The 20,553-nt window shown below is 72.0% G+C and carries 17 protein-coding genes and 3 pseudogenes; 9 read left to right on the top strand and 11 right to left on the bottom strand.

The window, feature by feature from the left end:
• Positions 1–95: 95 nt before the first annotated feature.
• The 4 genes and pseudogenes from gndA to IG90_RS0135655 form a co-directional block, all read right to left on the bottom strand.
• Positions 96–1,535: pseudogene (gene gndA / locus IG90_RS40125) on the bottom strand (NADP-dependent phosphogluconate dehydrogenase).
• Positions 1,536–1,975: 440 nt separating this feature from the next.
• Positions 1,976–3,121, bottom strand: coding sequence for a tyrosine-type recombinase/integrase (locus tag IG90_RS0135645; protein ID WP_233436179.1), 1,146 nt, complete (start codon positions 3,119–3,121; stop codon positions 1,976–1,978).
• Positions 3,122–3,189: 68 nt separating this feature from the next.
• Positions 3,190–3,756, bottom strand: a pseudogene (locus IG90_RS40130) (NAD(P)-binding domain-containing protein); the annotation flags it as partial.
• A gap of 201 nt (positions 3,757–3,957) precedes the next feature.
• Positions 3,958–4,500: a DUF5709 domain-containing protein gene (locus IG90_RS0135655; RefSeq protein WP_030594259.1), complete on the bottom strand. Its 543-nt coding sequence runs from the start codon at positions 4,498–4,500 to the stop codon at positions 3,958–3,960.
• Positions 4,501–4,671: 171 nt separating this feature from the next.
• Between IG90_RS0135655 and IG90_RS46420 the strand changes: the two genes are divergently transcribed.
• From IG90_RS46420 to IG90_RS46425, 3 genes and pseudogenes are all read left to right on the top strand, one after another.
• On the top strand, positions 4,672–6,462 hold the full coding sequence (locus tag IG90_RS46420; protein WP_051860395.1) for a Mur ligase family protein: 1,791 nt from the start codon (positions 4,672–4,674) through the stop codon (positions 6,460–6,462).
• Positions 6,463–6,560: 98 nt separating this feature from the next.
• A complete protein-coding gene (locus IG90_RS0135670) occupies positions 6,561–8,138 on the top strand; it encodes a carboxylesterase/lipase family protein (RefSeq protein ID WP_030594262.1) in 1,578 nt (525 codons plus the stop codon).
• Positions 8,139–8,202: 64 nt separating this feature from the next.
• A pseudogene (locus IG90_RS46425) lies at positions 8,203–8,513 on the top strand (RNA polymerase subunit sigma-24); the annotation flags it as partial.
• Between the two features lie 152 nt (positions 8,514–8,665).
• On the opposite strand, the gene IG90_RS0135675 reads toward IG90_RS46425, so the two are convergent.
• Together IG90_RS0135675 and IG90_RS0135680 are read right to left on the bottom strand one after the other, a co-directional pair.
• Positions 8,666–9,238 (bottom strand): GNAT family N-acetyltransferase, encoded by a 573-nt coding sequence (locus tag IG90_RS0135675; RefSeq protein WP_030594264.1) that lies wholly within the window; start codon positions 9,236–9,238, stop codon positions 8,666–8,668.
• A gap of 94 nt (positions 9,239–9,332) precedes the next feature.
• Positions 9,333–10,373 carry an SCO7460 family lipoprotein gene (locus tag IG90_RS0135680; RefSeq protein WP_030594266.1) on the bottom strand — a complete coding sequence of 347 codons (1,041 nt, stop codon included), beginning with the start codon at positions 10,371–10,373 and terminating at the stop codon, positions 9,333–9,335.
• A 275-nt stretch (positions 10,374–10,648) separates the two neighbouring features.
• Between IG90_RS0135680 and IG90_RS0135685 the strand changes: the two genes are divergently transcribed.
• The 3 genes from IG90_RS0135685 (at position 10,649) to IG90_RS0135695 (ending at position 14,651) form a co-directional block, all read left to right on the top strand.
• Positions 10,649–11,794: a S1 family peptidase gene (locus IG90_RS0135685; protein ID WP_030594268.1), complete on the top strand. Its 1,146-nt coding sequence runs from the start codon at positions 10,649–10,651 to the stop codon at positions 11,792–11,794.
• Positions 11,795–12,032: 238 nt separating this feature from the next.
• A complete protein-coding gene (locus tag IG90_RS0135690; RefSeq protein WP_030594270.1) occupies positions 12,033–12,803 on the top strand; it encodes an isocitrate lyase/PEP mutase family protein in 771 nt (256 codons plus the stop codon).
• A 516-nt stretch (positions 12,804–13,319) separates the two neighbouring features.
• The gene (locus IG90_RS0135695; protein WP_030594272.1) at positions 13,320–14,651 is read left to right on the top strand and encodes a transglycosylase family protein; all 1,332 of its coding nucleotides are present in this window, start codon (positions 13,320–13,322) and stop codon (positions 14,649–14,651) included.
• On the opposite strand, the gene IG90_RS0135700 is transcribed toward IG90_RS0135695, so the two are convergent.
• Positions 14,621–15,778 carry a DMT family transporter gene (locus IG90_RS0135700; RefSeq protein ID WP_030594274.1) on the bottom strand — a complete coding sequence of 386 codons (1,158 nt, stop codon included), beginning with the start codon at positions 15,776–15,778 and terminating at the stop codon, positions 14,621–14,623. The genes IG90_RS0135695 and IG90_RS0135700 overlap by 31 nt on opposite strands.
• Before the next feature lie 245 nt (positions 15,779–16,023).
• Between IG90_RS0135700 and IG90_RS0135705 the strand changes: the two genes are divergently transcribed.
• Positions 16,024–16,725, top strand: a complete 702-nt coding sequence (locus IG90_RS0135705; protein ID WP_030594276.1) for a (2Fe-2S)-binding protein — start codon at positions 16,024–16,026, stop codon at positions 16,723–16,725.
• Between the two features lie 33 nt (positions 16,726–16,758).
• Here the strand turns inward: IG90_RS0135705 and IG90_RS0135710 are convergent, their stop codons facing one another.
• Positions 16,759–17,121, bottom strand: a complete 363-nt coding sequence (locus tag IG90_RS0135710) for an STAS domain-containing protein (protein WP_030594278.1) — start codon at positions 17,119–17,121, stop codon at positions 16,759–16,761.
• A 221-nt stretch (positions 17,122–17,342) separates the two neighbouring features.
• Positions 17,343–17,858 carry a MarR family winged helix-turn-helix transcriptional regulator gene (locus IG90_RS0135715; RefSeq protein WP_030594280.1) on the bottom strand — a complete coding sequence of 172 codons (516 nt, stop codon included), beginning with the start codon at positions 17,856–17,858 and terminating at the stop codon, positions 17,343–17,345.
• Positions 17,859–17,944: 86 nt separating this feature from the next.
• Between IG90_RS0135715 and IG90_RS0135720 the strand changes: the two genes are divergently transcribed.
• Entirely contained in the window at positions 17,945–19,120 is a 1,176-nt protein-coding gene (locus tag IG90_RS0135720) for a PP2C family protein-serine/threonine phosphatase (RefSeq protein WP_030594282.1), read from the top strand.
• Here IG90_RS0135720 and IG90_RS0135725 read toward each other — a convergent pair.
• On the bottom strand, positions 19,042–19,500 hold the full coding sequence (locus tag IG90_RS0135725; RefSeq protein ID WP_324604328.1) for a winged helix-turn-helix transcriptional regulator: 459 nt from the start codon (positions 19,498–19,500) through the stop codon (positions 19,042–19,044). The genes IG90_RS0135720 and IG90_RS0135725 overlap by 79 nt on opposite strands.
• 143 nt (positions 19,501–19,643) lie before the next feature.
• Here IG90_RS0135725 and IG90_RS0135730 point away from each other — a divergent pair, with 143 nt between their 5' ends.
• Positions 19,644–20,054, top strand: coding sequence for a RidA family protein (locus IG90_RS0135730; protein WP_030594285.1), 411 nt, complete (start codon positions 19,644–19,646; stop codon positions 20,052–20,054).
• 30 nt (positions 20,055–20,084) lie between these two features.
• Here IG90_RS0135730 and IG90_RS0135735 read toward each other — a convergent pair whose 3' ends face one another.
• A complete protein-coding gene (locus tag IG90_RS0135735; RefSeq protein WP_030594287.1) occupies positions 20,085–20,540 on the bottom strand; it encodes an ATP-binding protein in 456 nt (151 codons plus the stop codon).
• Between the last annotated feature and the right edge of the window lie 13 nt (positions 20,541–20,553).

A 20,553-nucleotide genomic window follows, 5' to 3' on the forward strand; every position in this document is an offset into this window, starting at 1 on the left:
CCGGGCCTGCGGCATGCCCACCATCCAACAGCAGCCCCACGACCTCCGGCACGGGCGTTCACCCAGCTCAGCCGCCCCGAACCGAAACACGGAGGCTAGCTCTCGGTTTCGGTCTTGTCGCTGCCCCAGAGGGTGTGGAAGGTGCCTTCGCGGTCGGTTCGGTGGTAGGTGTGTGCGCCGAAGTAGTCGCGTTGGCCCTGGGTGAGGGCGGCGGGGAGGCGTGTGGCGCGCAGGGAGTCGTAGTAGGCGAGGGTGGCGGCGAAGGCGGGGGTGGGGACGCCTTGGGTGACGGCGGTGGAGGTCACGGTGCGCCAGTCGTCCTGCGCGGCGGCGATCTCGTTGGCGAAGCTCTTGTCGGAGAGGAGGCTGGGCAACTGGGGCTGTGCCTCGTAGGCGTGGGTGATCCTGTCGAGGAATGCGGCGCGGATGATGCAGCCGCCGCGCCAGATGGAGGCGACCTTGCCGAGGTCGATGTTCCAGTCGTACTGGTCGCTGCCGGCCGCGATCTCGTGGAAGCCCTGGGTGTAGGCGACGATCTTCGAGGCGTACAGGGCCTGCTCGACCTGGTCGGCGAAGGCTGCCGCCTCGTCCTCGCCGAGCTTGGGGGCGGTCGGTCCGGCGAGGTGGCGTGAGGCGTCGCGGAGGTCGGCGTGACCGGAGACCGAGCGGGCGAAGACGGCCTCGGCGATGCCGGAGGCGGGTACGCCCAGGTCGAGGGCGATCTGTACTGTCCAGCGGCCGGTGCCCTTCTGCTCCGCCCGGTCGAGCGCGACGTCCACGAAGGGCTTGCCGGTCGCCGCGTCGACGTGCGAGAGCACATCTGTGGTGATCTCGATGAGGTAGGAGTCCAGACGCCCGGTGTTCCACGTGCGGAAGATGTCCGCGATCTGCGCGGGGGAGTAGCCGGCCACGTCGCGGAGCAGCTGGTACGCCTCGCCGATCAGCTACATATCGGCATATTCGATCCCGTTATGTACCATTTTGACGAAGTGGCCTGCTCCGTCGGGGCCGATGTGGGTGACGCAGGGGTCGCCGCCCTTGGCCTTCGCGGAGATCTTCTCCAGCATCGGGCCCAGGGAGGCGTAGGACTCCTTGCTGCCGCCAGGCATGATGCTGGGCCCATTGAGGGCGCCCTCCTCGCCACCGGAGACGCCTGTGCCGACGAAGTGGATGCCCTGGTCGCGCAGATCCTTCTCGCGGCGGCGGGTGTCGGCGAAGTGGGCGTTGCCGCCATCGATGATCATGTCGCCGGGTTCGAGGAGTGGGGCAAACTCCGCGATCACCGCGTCCGTCGGGTCGCCGGCCTTCACCATGACCACCAAGCGCCGAGGGCGCTCCAATGCCGCGACGAAGTCCTCGACGGACTCGGTGGCGACGAAGTCCCCCTCGTCGCCGAACTCCTCGACGAGGGCGAGAGTCTTCGCCGTGGTGCGGTTGTGGAGGGCCACGGTGTACCCGTTGCGGGCGAAGTTGCGGGCCAGGTTGCGGCCCATCACTGCGAGTCCGGTGACACCGATCTGGGCTGTGTTGCTCATGATGACCCTGCCTTGGGTTGTGCCGTGTTTGGTGCATTGACGGACCTTCGTGCTGATACGGGATTCGAGCCTACGACGCTCAGCCGTTTACGGCCTTTGGGTCGCCTTGGTGTCGGGGAGTTCCCCGGACACCCTCGTCCGCCTCTCACCTACACGTGGGGTTGGTGCGGCCGTAGATGACGTGTAGACCGTTCCTCGGGCTGGTCGTACTGAAGGAGGCATGACGTGGAGCGTCGCTATGTTGGAGTCGCGGATGCCGCGATCTACCTCGACATGACAGAACGATGGATGTATCGAAGAGTCCCGACGGCACGGGATCCCCAGGTACTACTTCGGGGGAAAGCTGAAGTTCTGCATGGCTGACCTCGACCGCTGGGCGCAGCAGCAGAAGACGATGTGAAGGGCCGGGCAGATGCCCGGCCCTTCGTCATGCCCGTCCCTCAGAGTCCTTCGTTGAGCAGTCGGGCCGCGCGGCCCACCGAGGCAGGCATCAGATGCCGGTAGATCTTGAAGGTCATGTTGATGTTGCTGTGGCCCATCCACTCCGCGACGTCGGTGATCGGCACCCCCTTGGAGAGGCAGTTCGACGCGAAGAAGTGGCGCAGAGAGTATGGGTTGAGCTTCCGGGTGATTCCGGCATTCTTCCTCGCCAACCACCACTGGTACTGCATGGTCGAGTGTCCCCAGTGCGCGGACCGCTGGCCCCGGATCAGGTAGCCGTTGGCCCCGATCCCGGCAGCCTGCGCGTAGCCGAGGACGGACTCGCGCACTGTCGGCGGAAGGGGGCATTCGCGAAACTCGCCCGGCTTCCGATGCTTGAGGCGCGCCGGCTGCCGCGTGCGGCCGTCTATTTGTTCGGTGACGCGGTAGACGTCATCTGCCACGAGTCGGTCCATGTTCGCGGCGTAGGCCTCGCCGTTGCGCAGTCCGCAACCGTGCATGAGATCGATCACGACGCGCAGTTCGTCGCTGCCGTGCTCCTTGAGAGCGTGGATCTCGTCCAGCGTGGGGATGGCGATCTTGCGCGGGATGTATTCGGGTGAGATGACGCCGACGAACGGGTCCGTGAATATCCCTCCGCGGCGATGGGCATCCAGCAGGATCTTCTTGAGGGTGTCGAAAGCGTTCTGCTGCGCGGCCAGCCCGACAGATCGTTCCTCCATCGACATGATGAAGTCCTCGACCACCGTCGTCGTGAAGGTGTTGACGCGCCGAGACTCGAGGACGGGAAATATCTGGCTCTTCAGAACCTGGTTCACCGTGCGTACGCTGCCCGGGGTGTAGTGGCGTTGCCGGGTGAGCCACGAGGCCGCGTACGCCCCGAACCTATGGCGACCGACTTCCCGCTGGGCTGCGGCTTGCCGTTCGGGCGTGTGCCGCTTCTCGTGGTAGAGGCTGGTCAGTCGGTCTATCGCGTCCTGCTGGGTGATATACCCGGTTTCTTCGCGCTGCCGACCGGAGACGTCCCGGTACCTGAGCGCATACGGGTGCGGGCAGCGGTTCTGGCGAGTGCAGCGGCAGTTCTTGAAGAAGCTGCCCATGCCACGTACGAGGGGGGTTGCCATGGTGCGCGTTTCCTGACTCATGCTGGGGTTTTGCTGACCGGGAACCCGTGAGCATGGCCCTGAACTGCGGCTTCGCCAAACTACGCGACGTTGTGGACCATCTTCACGAAGTGCCCGGCGCCGTCGGGACCGATGTGAGCGGTGCACGGCGTGCCGTCCTTCGCCTGCGCGGCGATCCTCTCCAGCATCGGGCCCAGCGACGCGTAGGACTCCGCCGAGCCGCCCGGCATGATGCTCGGCCCGTTCAGCGCGCCCTCCTCGCCGCCGGAGATCCCCACCCCGACGAAGTGGATCCCGCGCTCGCGCAGCTCCTTCTCACGGCGGCGGGTGTCCTCGAAGTGGGCGTTCCCGCCGTCGATGACGACGTCGCCCTCCTCCAGCAGCGGCGTGAACTCCTGGATCACCGCGTCCGTGGGGTCCCCCGCCTTCACCATGATCACCAGACGCCGGGGGCGCTCCAGCGCGGCGACGAACTCCTCGGGCGTGTGCGCGGCGACGAACGTGCCCTCGTCGCCGAACTCCTCGACCAGGGCTTCCGTCCGGGACGTGGTGCGGTTGTGCACGGCGACGGCGAAGCCGTTGCGGGCGAAGTTGCGGGCCAGGTTGCGGCCCATGACCGCGAGTCCGGTGACGCCGATCTGAGCAGTGCCGCTCATCTGTGTGCTCCTGGGGATCCGAGTACGTCGGTGGGTCCGGCGAGTGCGGTGCGGGTGTGGTGGCTGCGGTGTGCTTGGTCCGGGGGAGTCGGGCCCGGGGACGGCCGCGTTCGGGGGAGGCGGGCTCTAATACGGCCGGGTTCAGGGGAGTACGGGCTCGGGGACGGCAGCGTTCAGGGGTGGGCGCTCGCCGGCGGCCTCTCAGCGCGACGGCGGGGCGGCCGTGCCGCCGGTGGCGGGGCCGGACCCGGGGGCGCTGGGCGAAGGCCCGGCCTCCAGCAGCGCGTCGTCGTCCCCCGCTTCGGGGATCACGTGCATCGCGGCCTCCTCGGCCGACGCCGCCGCGCCGTCGATGCCCACGTCGCTGGCGGTGAGCGTGGCCGGGACGCGCCCGTCGGCCTGCTGGGTCAGCCGTCCGGCACGGGCGACACCGACCTCGTCGTCCCAGAGCTCGCCGTCGCCGTCCACCAGATCGCCCACGCCGTCACCGGCGGAGCCGTCCGGCTCGGGCACTTCCCTGGTCAGCCGGGTTCCGAGGGGCTCTCCGGCGTGCCGCTCGCCGGCCGTGGTGCCGAGGCCGTCGACCACCCACGGGCGGTCCGGCGGCGAGTACCCCTCGTCCAGGGGGTCGCCGGTGCCGGAGGGATCCATCAGGGTGTCCTCGGCGCCGAGCTGTTCGCCGGGATCGGAAGCCTCGGGTTCCTGGGGCTGGTAGACGTCGTCCCCCCAGTCGGTGTCGCTCATGGCGCGTCCTTCCTTCCGGTCCTGCGGGAGTGACGAGTTCTTCTGTCCCCTGTACGCAATTCCACTCCCGTCCTGCTCCGCCCGCAAAGGGAAGATCGGTTCCCGGTACCGGGCGCGGGCGGTGTGCACCGGTCCGTACGCAGGTCACGGCCCGGCATAGGGTGACCTCTCATGGGGAACGGACAGCAGTCGCCCGGGGGCGATCACCACCAGCAGGGACCGCGGCCGCCACACGGGCAGAACCAGGGGCAGCGACAGCCGTACGGGTGGCCGCCGCAGCAGCAGCCGGGCGGACAGCAGCCCTACGCCGGAGCCGGCCCCGCCCCGTGGAACGCCCCGACCGAGCCCGGGCAGCCCGCCCCCTGGAGCACGCGGACCGTTCCCTCCGGACGGCCCCCGCACCCCGCGCCGCCCCCACCCGGCGGCAGCCGCCGGAACGCGGTCATCGCCGTCGTCGCGGCCACCGCGGTCGTACTCGCCGCCGGGATCACCGGATTCCTGGTGCTCGGCGGCGAAGGCAACGACGGGAAGCCGGACGCGGGACCCACCGGGGCGGACACCGTCCCGCCGCCGGCGTCCCCGGGAGAGCCCCGGGGCGGAGCCGAGGACACGACCGCGCCCCTCGTGCCCGGCTGGAAGACCGTGGTCAACCCCAAGCGGGGCATCGCCTTCGACGTACCGGTCCAGTGGGCGCCCAAGTCGGCCGGCTGGGTGAGTTACGTCGCCGACGACAGCGACCCCGAGGAGAGGCCGCTCGTCGGATTCTCGGCCCCGGCGATCCTCAAGGAGAAGTGGTGCCGGTCCGACGACGACGGCAACGGCACCCAGGAGGACACCCCGCTCGCCTCCGCGGGCTCCCGGGGGGAGACCGGCGCCCGCAGCGCCGCCGAAGCGGCCCGGGAGAACGCCCGCCTGTGGGTCTACGGCAGCTACGCCCAGCCGTCGAAGGAGAAGGTCACCACCGGGGCGGCGAAGCCGTTCACCACCAAGTCCGGCATCACCGGCAGCGTGGCGACGGCCACCTCGGCCGGAGTCGACAGGACGGGCCGCTGCGCCTACGACGGCAAGGCGACCGCGTTCGCCTTCGAGAACCCGGCGGGGGAACTGGTCTCCAACCTCACCCAGGACCACCTCGACGACCACGGCACCATGGAGAACTACCGGGACGCCAAACTCCGCCTCTTCCAGGGGCTGTGCCGGCGCGCCGTCGTCAACGCCGACGACCCGGTGGGCGCCGGGATCCGGGAGCTGATGCCCGACGCGGTGACCACGTACGCGCTGGACGGCGACGCGGACTACCGGGCGAGCGATCTCACCGTGGACGCCTCCGGCACCCGGTTCACCCTGCACCACGACGGCCGCAAGTACCCGGCGGCGATCCCCTCGCCGGGCCGGTTCTCGGTCTCCAACGCGCTGGCCACGGTGGCCGCCTGCCACCTCCTCGGCCACGGTCTGGCCGGGCTGGTCGACGCGCTGGAGCGGATGCCGCAGATACCCGGCCGCTTCGAGCGCCTCCACACCCCCGACGGCACCTCGGTGATCGTGGACTACGCCCACTCGCCGGACTCCCTCAGCAAAGTCCTCACCACGGTCCGGGGCTTCGCCCGGGGCCGGGTCATCACCGTCTTCGGCTGCGGCGGCGACCGCGACACCACCAAGCGCGCCGAGATGGGCGCCATCGCGGGCGCCCACTCCGACCTGTGCGTCCTCACCTCCGACAACCCCCGCTACGAGGACCCCGAGGCCATCCTCGACCAGATCGCCCCGGGCATCGCGTCGACCGGGACGCCGTTCGAGCGGATCACCGACCGCCGCCTGGCCATCGCCGCCGCGCTGGCGGAGGCGGGTCCGTCCGACATCGTGCTCATCGCGGGCAAGGGCAGCGAGCCGCACCAGGCCGTCCGTGGCGAACTGCTGCCGTTCAGCGACATGGCCACCGTGCGCGAGCTGATCGGCGCGTAGCCCGGCATTCAATCCGCTGGTGCGAGCCGCCGCCGAGCTGGGACGATGGCCCGGCCGCGCCGAGAGCCGGACGGGGCAGGAGCGGGGGAGCGGGAGCCGTGGACGTCTTCACGACGAAGGCCGGGATGGTACGGGGGCGGCGCACCGCCCGGGACCGCTCCATCGTCACCGTACGCGGACTCCCGTACGCGGCCCCGCCGTTCGGCGCCCGCCGGTTCCGGGAGCCGCGGCCGGCGGAACCCTGGGACGGGGTGCGCGACTGCACCGCCTTCGGACCGATCGCCCCCCAGTCGGCCGAACTCCCGGGCGCGCCGGTCTGGTCGCCCGGTGACGAGGACATCCTCACCCTGAACATCTGGACGCCCGCCGACGGGCCGGGCGACCTGCCCGTGCTGGTCTGGATCCACGGCGGTGCGTACGTCTTCGGCTCCTCGGCCCAGCCCGACTTCGACGGCACCGCACTCGCGGGCCGGGGGCTCGTCGTCGTCACCCTCAACAGCCGCCTCGGCTTCGAGGGGTTCGGCCACGTGCCCGACACCGAAGGCAGCACGGAGCCCGCCCTCGACGCCGCACTCCTCCCCGACGCCGACGGTGATGCCGCACCCTTCCCCGACAACCGGGGTCTGCTCGATCAGATCGCCGCACTGGAATGGGTCCGCGACAACATCTCCGCGTTCGGCGGATCCCCCGACCGGGTCACCCTCGCCGGGCAGTCGTCGGGCGCCACCTCCGCGGCCTGCCTGACGGTGGCCGACCGGGCGCGCGGCCTGTTCCGCCGCGCCGTCCTGCACAGCGCCGTCAACGCCTTCGCCACGGTGGAGCAGGCGGCCCGCACCACCGCCGAGGTCGCCGCGGCGGCCGGGGTGCCCGCCACCCGCGCCGGGCTGCTCGCCGCCCCGCCCGAAGCCCTCGTGGCCGCCGGGGACCAGGTCTGTGAGCGGTATGCACAGGACCCCGGCTCGGGGCAGCGCCACTACGACCCGGCGATCTACGGACCGGTCGCCGACGGCGTTCTGCTGACCGCCGACCCGCTGGAGGCACTGGCGGCCGGAGCGGGCGGCGCGGTGGAGCTGCTGGTCTGCCACGCCACGGAGGAGTACTGGCTGCTGGACGCGGTCGGCAGCAGCGCGAAGATCACGACGGAGGAGCAACTGGCCGCGTTCGCGGCTGACTTCGGGCTTCCGGCCTCGCTCGTCGAGGGTCACCGCGAGCGGCTGCCGGACGCGTCGGTTCCCGATGTCCATCTGTCCCTCCACTCCGGCCTCCTGTTCGCCGAGTACAGCACCCGCCTCGCCGAGGCCCACGCCCTGGCGGGCGGCCGGGCCTTCCTCGCCCGCTTCGACCGCCGCCGGGACCGTGCGGGGCACCGGGTGCGCGCCTGGCACTGCGCGGACATCCCGTTCGCCTTCGGCAACCTCCACGAGGAGAGCGTCCACTTCCTCGTCGGCGGCCCGCCCGGGCCGGCCGACCAGGAGCTGTCCGGGCGCATGACCCGCGCTTGGGCCGAGTTCGCCGCCCACGGTGACCCGGGCTGGGGCCCCCTCGACGGACCTGCCGGAAGCGCGGCGACGGTACGGGTCTGGCGTACGGCGGACGAGGACGGCCCCGGGCGCGACGCGGAGGGCGGGTTCCGTGATCTCTGGCGTACCGCAGGCCTGCCCCTGCTGGCGCCATGAGCGCCACCGTCCGGCAGGGGGACCGCAGGCGGCCGGGCTTCCCTCGTCCGGGCGAAGCCGGCCGCGGGCGCCCTCGGCCGACTGCAAGCAGCTCGCGGCTTCCGCCCGGCGGCGGGTGCCGGCCGCCCCGGCTCCGGCGACGGGGGACGCGCGGACCGCGCCCGCTCGAAGGAGGCGCGCGCATCGCCCCGTACATGGTCGCCATCGCCGACCGCCGCCCCGGAGCTCGAACTCGTGGAGCGGTCCGTGAACGGTGTGCCCGGCCTGGGGGCCCGGCGCGGCGGTGCCGTCGTGACCGCGGCCTCGTTCGATGTCGCCGAGGGGCGCGTCGCCCGGATCCGGGCGGTCCGCGATCCGGAGAAGCTGCGGCCGTGGACGGCGTGCAGGGGCGCCGGCGAAGAGGTCCGGGACGTCCCGCGACCGCTGACCGCCTTCCACCGCCGACCGCCTTCGACCACCGACCGGTTTCGATCACTGACCGCCGCCCCGGCGGGCCGTTGCGGCGCCGGGCTGGTCCATCCGCCCTGTCAGCGCAGGTCGAGCCGCATCAGCACCCGGGGACGACCGGCCAGCACCGAGGTGGTGTCAGCGGCATGGGTGAAGCCGGCGCGCTCGAAGTTCTTCCGGATCCCGGCGTACGCCATCGTCATGTCGACCTCGGCCCCACCGCTGTCGATCGGGTACGCCTCGATCGCCGGCGCGCCGTGCGCACGGGCGAACTCGACCGCACCGGCGATCAGGGCGTGCGAGATCCCCTTCCCGCGATGACCGGGACGTACGCGGATGCACCACAGCGACCAGACCGGCAGGCCGTCCACGTACGGGATCTTCCGGCTGCGCGCGAAGGAGGTGTCCGAGCGCGGTGCCACGGCCGCCCAGCCGACCGGCTCGTCGCCGTCGTAGGCGAGCACCCCCGGCGGGGGTTCCGCACGGCACAGCCCGGCGACGTACTCACCGCGGGCCGGCCCGCGGAGCTCCTTGTTGAGCTTGGACGGAATCCGGTAGCTCAGGCACCAGCAGACATTGGCCCCGGGCGACTTCGGACCGACCAGGGTACGGACATCATCGAAGGCCGAGGCCGGGCGGACGGCGATGGTCATGGCCCCACGATGCCACGACGGGCCCGGTGACACCTGCTGGGGACCCGTCCGGGGGCGTGCCCGCGCTCGGGGGCAGGGGACGGAGCGCGGAAGTTCAGTAGGGCGGCAGCCGCAACGCCCCGGTGCCCTCGCGCACGTCGTGCACGAGCCGGATCCTCCCCACCGGATTTCCGTGCTCGTCCGTGGTCACCAGGGCCGCGTCGTCGCTGTTGACGCACCGCCCGCGCGCCTCCGGCTCGGGGCAGAACAGGACGTAACCGGTCTGCCGGTCGACGCGGCCCGGCTCCAGCCGCCAGATCCACTGGTAGGTGCTCATGACCACCCGGGGGTAGGTGGCGCGCAGTTGCTCCTTCACCGCGTTCTGCACGGTGTCGCCGAACTTCTGTCTCTCCCGGAGCGGGCGGACGACCCGGGCGCTGCCGTTCGTGTCGACCCGGCCCGCCTCGATCTCGTAACTCGCCGAGAAATAAGCCTGCTTGGTGAGTGAGGCCAGGAGGTCCGACCGGGTCAGCCGCATCACCGTGGGCCAGGAGTCCTTGCCCCGGTCCCGGCGGTCCGCGACGGCGGGGGAGACCACGTTCACGTACGAGCCCTGGGCCTTCGCCAACGTGCCGGCGGCCCCGCTCGCCGAGACCCAGCGCTGGACGCACTCCCCGACCTCACCGAGCACCTTCGTCACGGTGGCGTTCGTCAGCTCGGCGACCACGTAGGGCGGGGTGCCGGTCGTGCCCAGGGCGATGACCTCGTAACCGCAGGCGTCGAAGGCGCCCTTCAGCGTACGGAAGTCCTCGGCCTGCTGCCGTCCGCGCTTCACTGCTTCGGCCAGTGCACCGGCGCAGTCCTTGCGGTCGCACAGGCCCTGGTCCGCCCTGTCCGTGTCGATACGGAGCCGGACCACGGCGTCGCGGTCGTCGGTCACCGCGAACGTGACCTCCGAGCCACCGGAGCCAGGGAAGAGCGTGCGTGCCCCGAGCGCCTTGAGCTGACCCGGGAAGTGTTTCTCGGCCAGTTCCTCCGCCGCCCGGCGGTCGTCCTCGGTGTCGACCACTCCGCACGCGCCCAGCAGCACGACCAGCGAACCCGCCAGCGCGCCGGTCAGCGCGGCTCTCCACTGCCTGCGGCGTGATCCGGTCATGATCGGCTCCTCCACCTGGTCCCGTCCCCTGTTCCTGTGACAGTAGGACCAGCGTCTGCGGGCCGGATGAGTACGCCTACTCAACCCGGTGCGCGGCGTCCTCGCACACCCCTTCCCGACCCATCGCCGTCATTGGCATGGACCTGACTATTGAACTCCGCTACAGTCCGGGACGGCGGATCTGAGAGCGCTCTCAAGCGGCACGATCGGCATGCGCTCCCGGACGCCTCCCGTTCCACCCCCACGTCGCTGGAACAACAGGAAGGGTCACTCCCTTGAGACACGCAACCGTGCTGCGGACCGGTCTGTCCGCACTCCTGCTCCTCGGTGCCTGGGCCGCCGCCGGCCCCTCGTCCGCCTCCGCCGCCCCCACCGACTCCGCGCAGGCCCCCGCCTCCGCCGCCCTGCTCACCGCGATGCAGCGCGACCTCGGCCTCAGCGAGGGCCAGGCCCGCGCTCGGCTCGCCGACGAGAGGGCGGCCACCGCCCTGGAGCCGAAGGTGCGGCGCGCCGCGGGCTCCGCCTACGGCGGCTCCTGGTTCGACGCGAAGGCCGGCAAGCTGGTCGTCGCCGTCACGAACGCCGAGAAGGCCGGGGCCGTCCGGGCCGCCGGAGCCGAGACCCGGCTCGTCGAGCACTCGGCCGCGCGGCTCGACGCCGCGAAGGCCCGCATCGACGAGCTGACCGCACCGGCCGGTGTGAGCAGCTGGCACGTCGACCCGGCGACCAGCAGCGTCGTCGTGAACGTCGTCGCCTCCGAGCAGCGTGACAACGATGTCCGGTCCTTCGTCGCCAAGGCTCGCGAGGCCGGCCCCGTGACCGTGGCGACGACCGCCGAGGCGCCGCAGACCTTTGCCGCCGGAACGGTCGGAGGCGACCCGTACTACACGGGCAACGTCCGCTGCTCGATCGGCTTCTCCGTCCACGGCGGCTTCGTCACCGCCGGGCACTGCGGCGGCGCGGGCCAGTCGGTGCGCGGCTGGGACGGCTCGGCCATCGGCAACTTCCAGGGCTCGTCCTTCCCCGGCAACGACTACGCCTGGGTGAACGTGGCCAACGGCTGGTGGACCGTGCCGGTCGTCATCGGCTGGGGCACCGTGTCCGACCAGCTCGTCCGCGGCTCGAACGAGGCCCCGATCGGCGCCTCGATCTGCCGCTCCGGCTCCACCACGCACTGGCACTGCGGCAAGGTCCTCGCCAAGAACGAGACGGTCAACTACAGCCAGGGCGCCGTGCACCAGATGACCAAGACGAGCGTCTGCGCCGAGGGCGGCGACTCCGGCGGCTCGTTCATCAGCGGCGACCAGGCCCAGGGCGTCACCTCCGGCGGCTGGGGCAACTGCTCCGGCGGCGGGGAGACCTGGTACCAGCCGGTCAACGAGATCCTCAACCGGTACGGGCTGACCCTGCACACCGCGTGATCAGGGGGAGCCGTCCCGCCGTCCTCCCCGGCGGGGCGGCTCCCGCCGACGGGTGAGGGCCCGGGTCGCGAGCGGTCCCGGACGGTCGGCTGCCGTCGGCCGGGTGAAGGCATGTGTGCGCGGTGGTCGGCTGCCGTCGGCCGGGTGAAGGCATGTGTGCGCGGTGGCTGGCTGCCGTCGGCCGGGTGAAGGCATGTGTGCGCGGTGGCTGGCTGCCGTCGGCCGGGTGAAGGCATGTGTGGACTTTCGTACCACCGTTGAGCGCGCTCAACGCCTCAAGAAGCTGCACGCCGAGTACAGGCCGCTGGTGCTGCCGACCGTCTGGGACGCCTGGTCCGCGCGGACGGCGGCCGGTGCCGGGTTCCCCGCGCTGACGGTCGGCAGTCATCCGCTGGCCGACTCCCGGGGGGCCGACGACCAGGAGGGGCAGTCCTTCGAGGAGGTGCTCGCCGCCGTCAGGCCGATCATCGCGGCGGTCGACGTTCCCGTCTCCGTGGACCTGGAGGCCGGCTACGGACAGAAGCCCGCGGATCTCGTCGCCGGTCTCATCGAGGCCGGCGGTGTCGGTCTCAACATCGAGGACACCGTCCACTCGGAGGGCGGACGCGTGCGCAGCACGCAGGAGCACGCGAGCTACGTCGCCGGTCTGCGCGCGGCGGCCGACGACGCGGGGGTCCCGGTCTGGGTCAACGGGCGCACCGACCTCTTCCTGCACGCGGAGAACGCCTCCGACGTCCTCGACGAGGCGATCGAGCGGCTACGGGCCCTGGAGCAGGCCGGCGCCGACAGTGTCTACCCGGTGCGTATCCAGGACGACGACGAGCTGCTCGCGGCGGTGACCGGATCCGTCGGCATTCCCGTGAACTCCACCGCCCATCCCGTCAAGCACGATCTTGAGCGCTTCCGCCGTCTCGGCGTCGGCCGGATCACCTACGGCCCGCTGCTGCAGTTCGCGCTGACGGACGCGATGAAGGACATGCTCAGGCCATGGGCACCGCAGGGCGCATAAGGCTCAGGGTGGTCCAGCAACCGCCCCGGCAGCCCGCACGGCGACAGGAATGCCCTCCGGCCGCGGCGTGGGATTCGCCGCGGCCGGAGGGCGGCCGGCAGGAGCGGGACAGCGGGGGAGCGAGGCCAGGCGGCCTCGGCGGGCGCTCCGATCCGCGTGCGCCCGGACCAGCTCCGCGTACCGGCGGCCGCCACTCCTGACCGTACGGCGCCGCGTCGCGTGGTCGGCCGTCCGTGCGGTGTGTCCTGCCCGCGCGCCGGCCGTCCGTGCGGCGTGCCCGGGGCCGTGTGTCAGCCGCTCGTGTCCCGAGCCGTCTCCGGGTTATCGTCCCGTGCCGCCCGGCGCGAGGGAGTTCGCGGCTTCGGCCGGATGCGGCCCGGGTCGGATCGCCGGGGATCGGATTCCGGCCACGGATCGTCCTGGCGCGGCCGAGTATCACGTTTTGCTTGTGATCAGTCACGGACGGGACCTACGTTGCCCCTTGCGAGATGTCCCAAAGCCAGTGGGGGAGCAAGTATGGCCGCGACCGGACGGCACCGCAGGTATCAGCCCAGCCGGATCAACCGTGCCTCGCTCACGGTGACGGCGGGCGGCGCGGGCATCGCGCTCCCGCTCATCACCGCGGCCTCGGCGGGGGCCGCGCCGGCCGACGTCTGGGAGAAGGTCGCCGCCTGCGAGTCCAGCGGCGATTGGGCCGTCAACACGGGCAACGGCTATTACGGCGGGCTGCAGTTCAGCGGGTCCACCTGGGCGGCCTTCGGCGGCACGCAGTACGCGCCGCGCGCCGACCTCGCCACCCGGGACCAGCAGATCGCCATCGCCGAGAAGGTGCTGGACGGCCAGGGCCCCGGCGCCTGGCCCACCTGTTCCGTACGGGCGGGACTCACCCGCGGCGGGGACGCGCCCGGGACCGACCCGGAGGCGGGGACCGTCGCGCAGAGCGCGGGAAACCGGCCGGTCCAGGCCACGGCTCCGCAGAGCGCGCCCCCCAGACAGCCGCAGACCCGTCCCGCCGCGGCGACGCCCACCCATGTGCCGGGCAAGCGCGACTCGTACACCGTCGCGAGCGGTGACTCCCTCTCCGGGATCGCGTCCGCCCAGGGGGTGCGGGGCGGCTGGCAGGGCCTCTACGCGGCCAACCGCACCGTCGTCGGGAGCGACCCGGACCTGATCTTCCCCGGACAGCGGCTGAGCCTCGACCAGAGCCGGGCGCCGAAGGCGGGGGACCGGACGAGCCCCGGAAAGCCCGCCGTGAAGGCCGCCCCGAAGCCACCGTCGGCCGCGCCGAAGAAGGAAGCCCCCCAGCGGGAAGCCCCGAAACAGCAGGCACCGGAAGAGCAAGCACCCAAGAAGGAAGCACCCAAGAAGGAAGCGCCGAAACAGGAAGCACCCCAGAAGGCCGCTCCCAAGAAGGAGCAGCCCGCTCCGGAGCGGGCCGTGAAGCACTCCGGTTTCAGCGCTCCGGTGGCCGCCGGCACCGGCACCCCCTACCGGCAGGCCGGCTCCTGGTCCAGCGGATATCACACCGGGGTGGACTTCCCCGTGCCCACCGGTACAGCGGTGAAGTCGGTGGCCCCGGGAAGCGTCGTCTCGGCCGGCTGGGCCGGAGCGTACGGCTACGAGGTCGTCATCCGGCACAACGACGGCAAGTACAGCCAGTACGCCCACCTCTCCGCGCTCCATGTGCGCGCGGGGCAGTCGGTCTCCGGCGGGCAGCGCATCGCCCGCTCCGGCTCCACGGGCAACAGCACGGGCCCGCACCTGCACTTCGAGGTCCGCACGGGCCCCGGCTACGGGTCGGACGTCGACCCGCTCGCCTACCTCCGCGCGGGCGGCGTCAGGGTCTGAACGGTCCGCTCGGCGCGGGAGCGCCGCATAGTGGACCCGCCGCGCCGCCGCTGCTCCGTAAGCGGGCCCGGCGCACCGAACTCCACCTGCGGCACCGCGTGTCCCGGCGGCAGGGGCGACGAGGTGTGCGCCACGGGCAGCCGCCCCGACGCGGGTTCCGGCACGACCGGTGACGGCGAGGGACGTCCGTCCTCCCGCCCCTCCGCGACACGGACCCCGCCCCCCGGACCGGCGGCCGGGGCCGGGCGCTGCCCGCCGGGGTCTGCCGCCTCAGGGTCCGTCAGCGGCTCCTGGGCGTGCTCCGTGCTCAGCCGCTCCCGTGTCAGCATGATCAGACCGCCGGCGGCCACGGCACCGCAGGAGAGGGCCAGGACCGTGCCCGGGACGCCGAGCCGGAAGGTCTCGCCGAACAGGGTGATGCCGATCGCTGCGGCCACCACCGGGTTGACCACCGTCACCGTAGCGAGCGGAGCCGTGAGTCCCGCGCCCCGGTAGGCGGCCTGGGACAGGAACAGGCCCGCCGCCGCGAGCCCGGCGATCACCAGCAGCGGCGGTGCGCCCGAGCGCAGCGAACCGGAGGTCCACTCCACGGCCACCGTCTTGGTGAACACCGAGGCCATGCCGAACGCCGCACCCGCGCCCGTGGCCAGAACGATGCTGCGCAGGACCGGCCGGCGCAGCGTACGGGCGAGCACGACGAGCGCGCCGACGGCCCCGAACGTCACCGAGGCCAGCAGGAACTGCTCGGGGCCGTTCAGGGTGTGCGGCTCGGCGTTCCCCGTGAGCGCCAGCAGTCCGCCGAGCCCGGCCGTCGCCATCAGCGCGCCGCGCCAGGCCGTCGCCCCCGCCCTCCGCCCGACGAACAGGGCCGCCATCGGCAGGGCGAAGACGATCGTCAGCGCGCCCAGCGGCTGGACCAGGCTGAGCGGACCGTACGCGAGCGCCACCACGTGCAGGACCGCACCGGTCCCGTTGAGGAGGACGGCGACCCACCACACGCCGTTGCGCACCAGGGCACGCGTGGAGTTGTCACCGGTCGCGGCCACGCGCTCCTGGATGATCGCCCCGGCCGCGTAGGCGACCGCGGAGATCAGTGACAGCAGCACGGACAACGCAAGGGAGCTCATGTACACCACGATGTCCCGTCCGGGGCCCCACGTCGTCGTCCTTGAGACTGCACTTCGGCGTACTGCCCCAGTAGTACGCCCGGCGGACCGACGTCCTCCTCCCGACGGTAGTCCTGCTGCCCCCAGCCGTCAGAAGTTACCGCCCGGCGGATACGGTGAGCCGCGAGGACGACACGGCCGGTGTCCCTGCGGCCGGTCATGGGAGCGGCCCGGAAGCGGACCCGGGAACCGAGGGGGAGCAGGGCATGGACCTGGTGCTACAGGCGTCCGTCGGAGGATTCTTCGCCCTGCGGACCACCCCGGTGCCGGGCGGCGGGCACCGGCCGCTGGAGCGGTTGTACGCGGGGGAGAGCGGTCCGCTCGCCGCGCGTGTCGACAAGGTCGCCGCCCGCCTCGCGGCCCCCGAGCGCAGGGTCGCCGCCTCCATCGCCCATCTCGGGCTGGCCGCCCGGCTCTGGTCCCTCGCCCTGGGCCCGGCCGCGCTCTTCGGGCGGATCCCCGACCTGACGCCCGGCGCCCTCCACTGGGACCCGCTGTCCACCTCGCCGGACGACCTGTGGCTCGCGGGGACGGCGGAGCTGCCCGGCACGGCCGCCCGGATCCGTGAGGAGGTCAAGTACGGGCATCTGGTCCCGCTGGCCGATGCGTTCCGGCGCGACGGGAACATCTCCCCGCAGCTGCTGTGGGGCAACGCGGGTTCCGCGCTCGCCGGAGCCGTACGCGAACTCGTCGCCTTCGCGCGCGCCCACGACCGGCCGGACGTGGCCGCACGGGCCCGAGCGCTGGCGGCCGAGCTCTTCGACGACGAGGCGCTGCGCGGCACCGGGTCCCCGCACGGTGCGGCGTTCCGGCGGCGCAGTTGCTGTCTGTACTGGCGCTGCCCGGGCGGCGGGCTGTGCGGGGACTGCGTGTTCGACCGGGCGCCCGGACCGGTGGCGGGGCGGTAGGCGCCCCGCCACCGGTCCGGGACCGTCGGACCGTCAGGAAGGCAGTACGGCGTCGATGGCGTCGTCCACGGTCGGCAGGACGGGCAGGGCGCTGCCGAGGCCGATCACGTCGATCAGGCGCCGCATGAACGGGGACGGGGCGGCCAGCCGCAGCCGGTCGCCCAGCGCGGTGTGCCCCTGGAGGAGCACGTTCACCGTCGTCGAGTCCGCGAAGCCGACGCCTGAGAGGTCCACGACGACCGGGCCGGAGTCGTCGTCGGCCGCCGCGGTCAGGGCGAGGCCCAGTGGAGCGACGCTGTCGATATCGAGGTCACCCGACACGGTGAGAACCAGAGCGCTCCGCTCCTGCCGGGTGGAGATTCTGACGGCTCTGTCTTCGTTGGGCGATGAAAGCACGGAAGGCACCTCGGGCGGTCGTTAAGGGGGCGGAGAGCCGTTCTGCCGGACGGGCCGGCATGGTTCCGTCCCTGGTCGCGGCGGGGGACGGGGTAACGATAGAAGTAACAGTTGCCATTTGACAACATTCTCCATCGGGTAACAATCTGATCCCCGACGGTTGCTCGGGCGGCCGTCGGAAACGGTCGACCGATGGATGCGGAAGCAGGGGCTGGATGAAGCTAGGCGCTGTCCGCGACATCATCGTGGAGTGGGGAGGCGGCCGTACCCCTTTGTGGGGAAAGGCGCTCCGAAGCGGCGGCGTGGAAGGCCGCGAGGCCCTCGGCGAGCGCGGCGAGGGCGGCGGGATCCATCCGCTCCAGCACGGCGTTCAGTTCGCCGGCGCGCAGGGCCCGGTACTCTTCGAGCAGGGCTCGGCCGCGCAGACTCAGCCGCAGTTCAACCTCGCGCCGGCTGGTCGGGCTGGGCGCCCGCTGGACGAGCCCCATCGCCTCCATCCGGTCGCAGAGCCTGCTGACGGAGGGAGCACGCGAGCCCAGGGCTTCGCCCAGCGCCCGCAGATTGGTGCCTTCCTGCTTCTCGATCACGAGCAGAGCCCGAAGCTGGGAGGGCGATACGGTTCTCGAAGCGGCGGATTCCTGCCCCCGGCCCCACAGCACCTCCAGCAGCTCCGAGGCGGCGACGGCGTCGGCGGACGCCTGTTCGCGACTGCTCGGGCGAAATCCTCGGTGGGGCATTCGGCCACTGTGTCACCCGTCAGGCCTGCTTGTCAGCCCGGCCCCGGCCCCTACCACGTCGCAGGACGAAGATTGCGCGAGAGACCGTGAACAGACGAACGGACATCGAGGCCGCCGTACGGGCCGCCGCGCCGCACGCCCTGCTGGCCACCCTGCGCACCGAGCTCCGCAGCGTCTACGGGGCCCTCGCGGTGGAGCTCCATCTCGCCGACTACAGTCTGCGGGTCCTCAAATCCCTGGACCGGCCCGACGACGAGACGGAGCCGCTGTCCCTCCACAACAGTCCCGAGGGCAGGGCGTTCGGCAGCCAGGAGCCCCGCGAACAGCAGGTCCGGCACGACGACGCCGTCGACCACCACCTGCCCGTGACCGTACGGGGCGAACGGCTCGGCATCCTCACCGTCCGGCTGCCCCAGGCCCTGTCCACCCCGGAGCTGGTCGGTGAGCTGACCCACATGGCCGACCTGCTGGGCCACGAGATCCTGGTCGCCGAACGGGACACCGACCTCTACCAGCGCGCCCGGCGCACCACCCGCCTCACCCTCGCCGCCGAGATGCAGTGGCAGCTGCTGCCCGCCCGCGCCTGCACCGCCGCCGAGTTCGCGATCGGCGCCCAGCTGGAGCCCGCGTACGCCATCCACGGCGACAACTTCGACTGGGCCGCCGACGGCGACGAGCTGACCGTCGCGGTCACCAACGGCATGGGCGAGGGCATACAGGCCTCCCTGCTCACCAATCTCGCCGTCAACGCCCTGCGCAACGCCCGCCGGGCCGGCATCGGCATCGCGGACCAGGCGGCCCTCGCCGACCAGGCCCTCTACGACCAGCACCGCGGCGCCTCCCACGTCTCCACCCTCCTGCTCCGCTTCGAGCTGGCGACCGGGCGCGTCGGCGTCGTCGACGCGGGCTCCCCCCAGCTGTGGATCCAGCGCGGTCGCACGGTCCGCCGCGTGGAGCTGGAGGCGCAGCTCCCGCTCGGCATGTTCGAGGAGTCGCATTACACGGTCCAGGAGTTCCACGTGGAGCCCGGCGACCGGCTGCTGCTGCTCAGCGACGGCGTCTACGACGCGGTGTCCCCGCTCGGCGAGGTGTACGGCGAACGCGCGCTGGCCCGCGCCATCCAGTCGACGCGGCTCCTTCCGGCCGCCACCGTCCCGCGCGCGATGCTCGGCGAACTGGCGGATTACCGGGGTACGGAGACGCCCGACGACGCGCTGGTGCTGTGCCTGGACTGGTTCGGCCGGCAGGAGGACACACCCTGAGGCGCGTCGAACGCGCGGCGGGAGGCCTCGATGTGCCCGATGTGCTCATGGGTCCAGTCGCACATCGCATGGACCGTCCGGCGCAGGCCCTGCCCCGGCTCGGTGAGGGTGTACTCGACCCGTGGGGGCACGGTGGGGTGCACACGCCGCTCGACGAGTCCGTAGCGCTCCAGCATCCGCAGGTTCTGGGTGAGCATCTTGTGGCTGATGCCCTCGACCTCGCCGCGTAGCCCGGTGAAGCGGAGGGTGCCCTCGCCCAGGGCCTCGATGATCAGGAGCGCCCACTTGTTGGCGACGTCGGAGAAGATCTCCCGCGCCAGCGAGTCCGCGCGCCGCAGATCCGCGTCCTCGGGCGAGCCGCTGAACTGCTTGGTCACCATCAGGTTCCCCCGTCACCGAAAAGTGCGTTCTTCCATGTCAGCGGCCACTCTCCTACGGTTCTCCAGTAACCACAAGTGACCGGCAATCGGCCGGTCCGGTGGAGAAGAGGGGGCAAGGCCCCCGGGACGAGGAGGCGGGCGGTATGGCCATCACCCTGGTGAACCCGAGCGGACTGCCGGAGATCGGCGCCTACAAGCAGGTGTCGGTCGCGACCGGATCGAAGCTGGTCTTCATCGCCGGACAGGTCGCCTGGGACGCGGAGGGCGCCACGGTCGGCGCGGGCGACCTCGCCGCGCAGGTCGAGCAGTGTTACGTCAACATCGGCACGGCCCTCGCCGCGGTCGGCGGCACCTTCGAGGACCTGGCGAAGCTGACCGTGTACGTCGTGGACTGGACACCCGAGAAGATGCCCCTGTTCCTGGAGGGTGTGGCCCGGGCCGCCGCACGGCTGGGGACCACCCCCCTACCGCCCGGCACGCTGGTGGGCGTCGCGGCCCTGGACGTCCCCGAACACCTGGTGGAGGTCGAGGCCACCGCCGTGCTCGACGCCTGAGGCGCCCGGCCGGGGGAGTGCCGGCCGGGCTCAGATGCTGAGCTGGAACTCCGCCCGGATCCGCTTGCCCACCGGCACCCGCTCGGCCGTGAGCCGGTCGCACAGGGCCACGACGATCTCCATGCCGTGACCGCCGAGGCGGGACGGGTCGGGGGCGTACAGCACGGGCATCGCGGTGCTGCTGTCGTACACCGTGACGCTGATGAGCTGAGCGGTGCCCTCCAGCTCCAGGAGATAGGGGCCGTGGCTGTAGCGGTCGGCGTTGGTGACCAGCTCGCTCACGGCCAGCATCAGGTCGCTGCGCGTGTGTTCGCCGATCGGGGCGAGGCACTCCACCGCGAGCCGCGTCAGGAAACGGTCGGCGAGCGCGCGGGCCAGCGCGATGCAGCCCGGCTCGCCGTCGAATACCTCGGCGCTGAGCAGTACCTCTGCGGAAGCCGGCCCCGGTGCCGGCTCTTCCGGTGGGGAGGTGACCTGTTCGTTCATGTGCTCCAGCCAG

The sequence above is a fragment of the Streptomyces anulatus genome (genome assembly GCF_000721175.1).
Lineage (GTDB): Bacteria > Actinomycetota > Actinomycetes > Streptomycetales > Streptomycetaceae > Streptomyces > Streptomyces anulatus_C.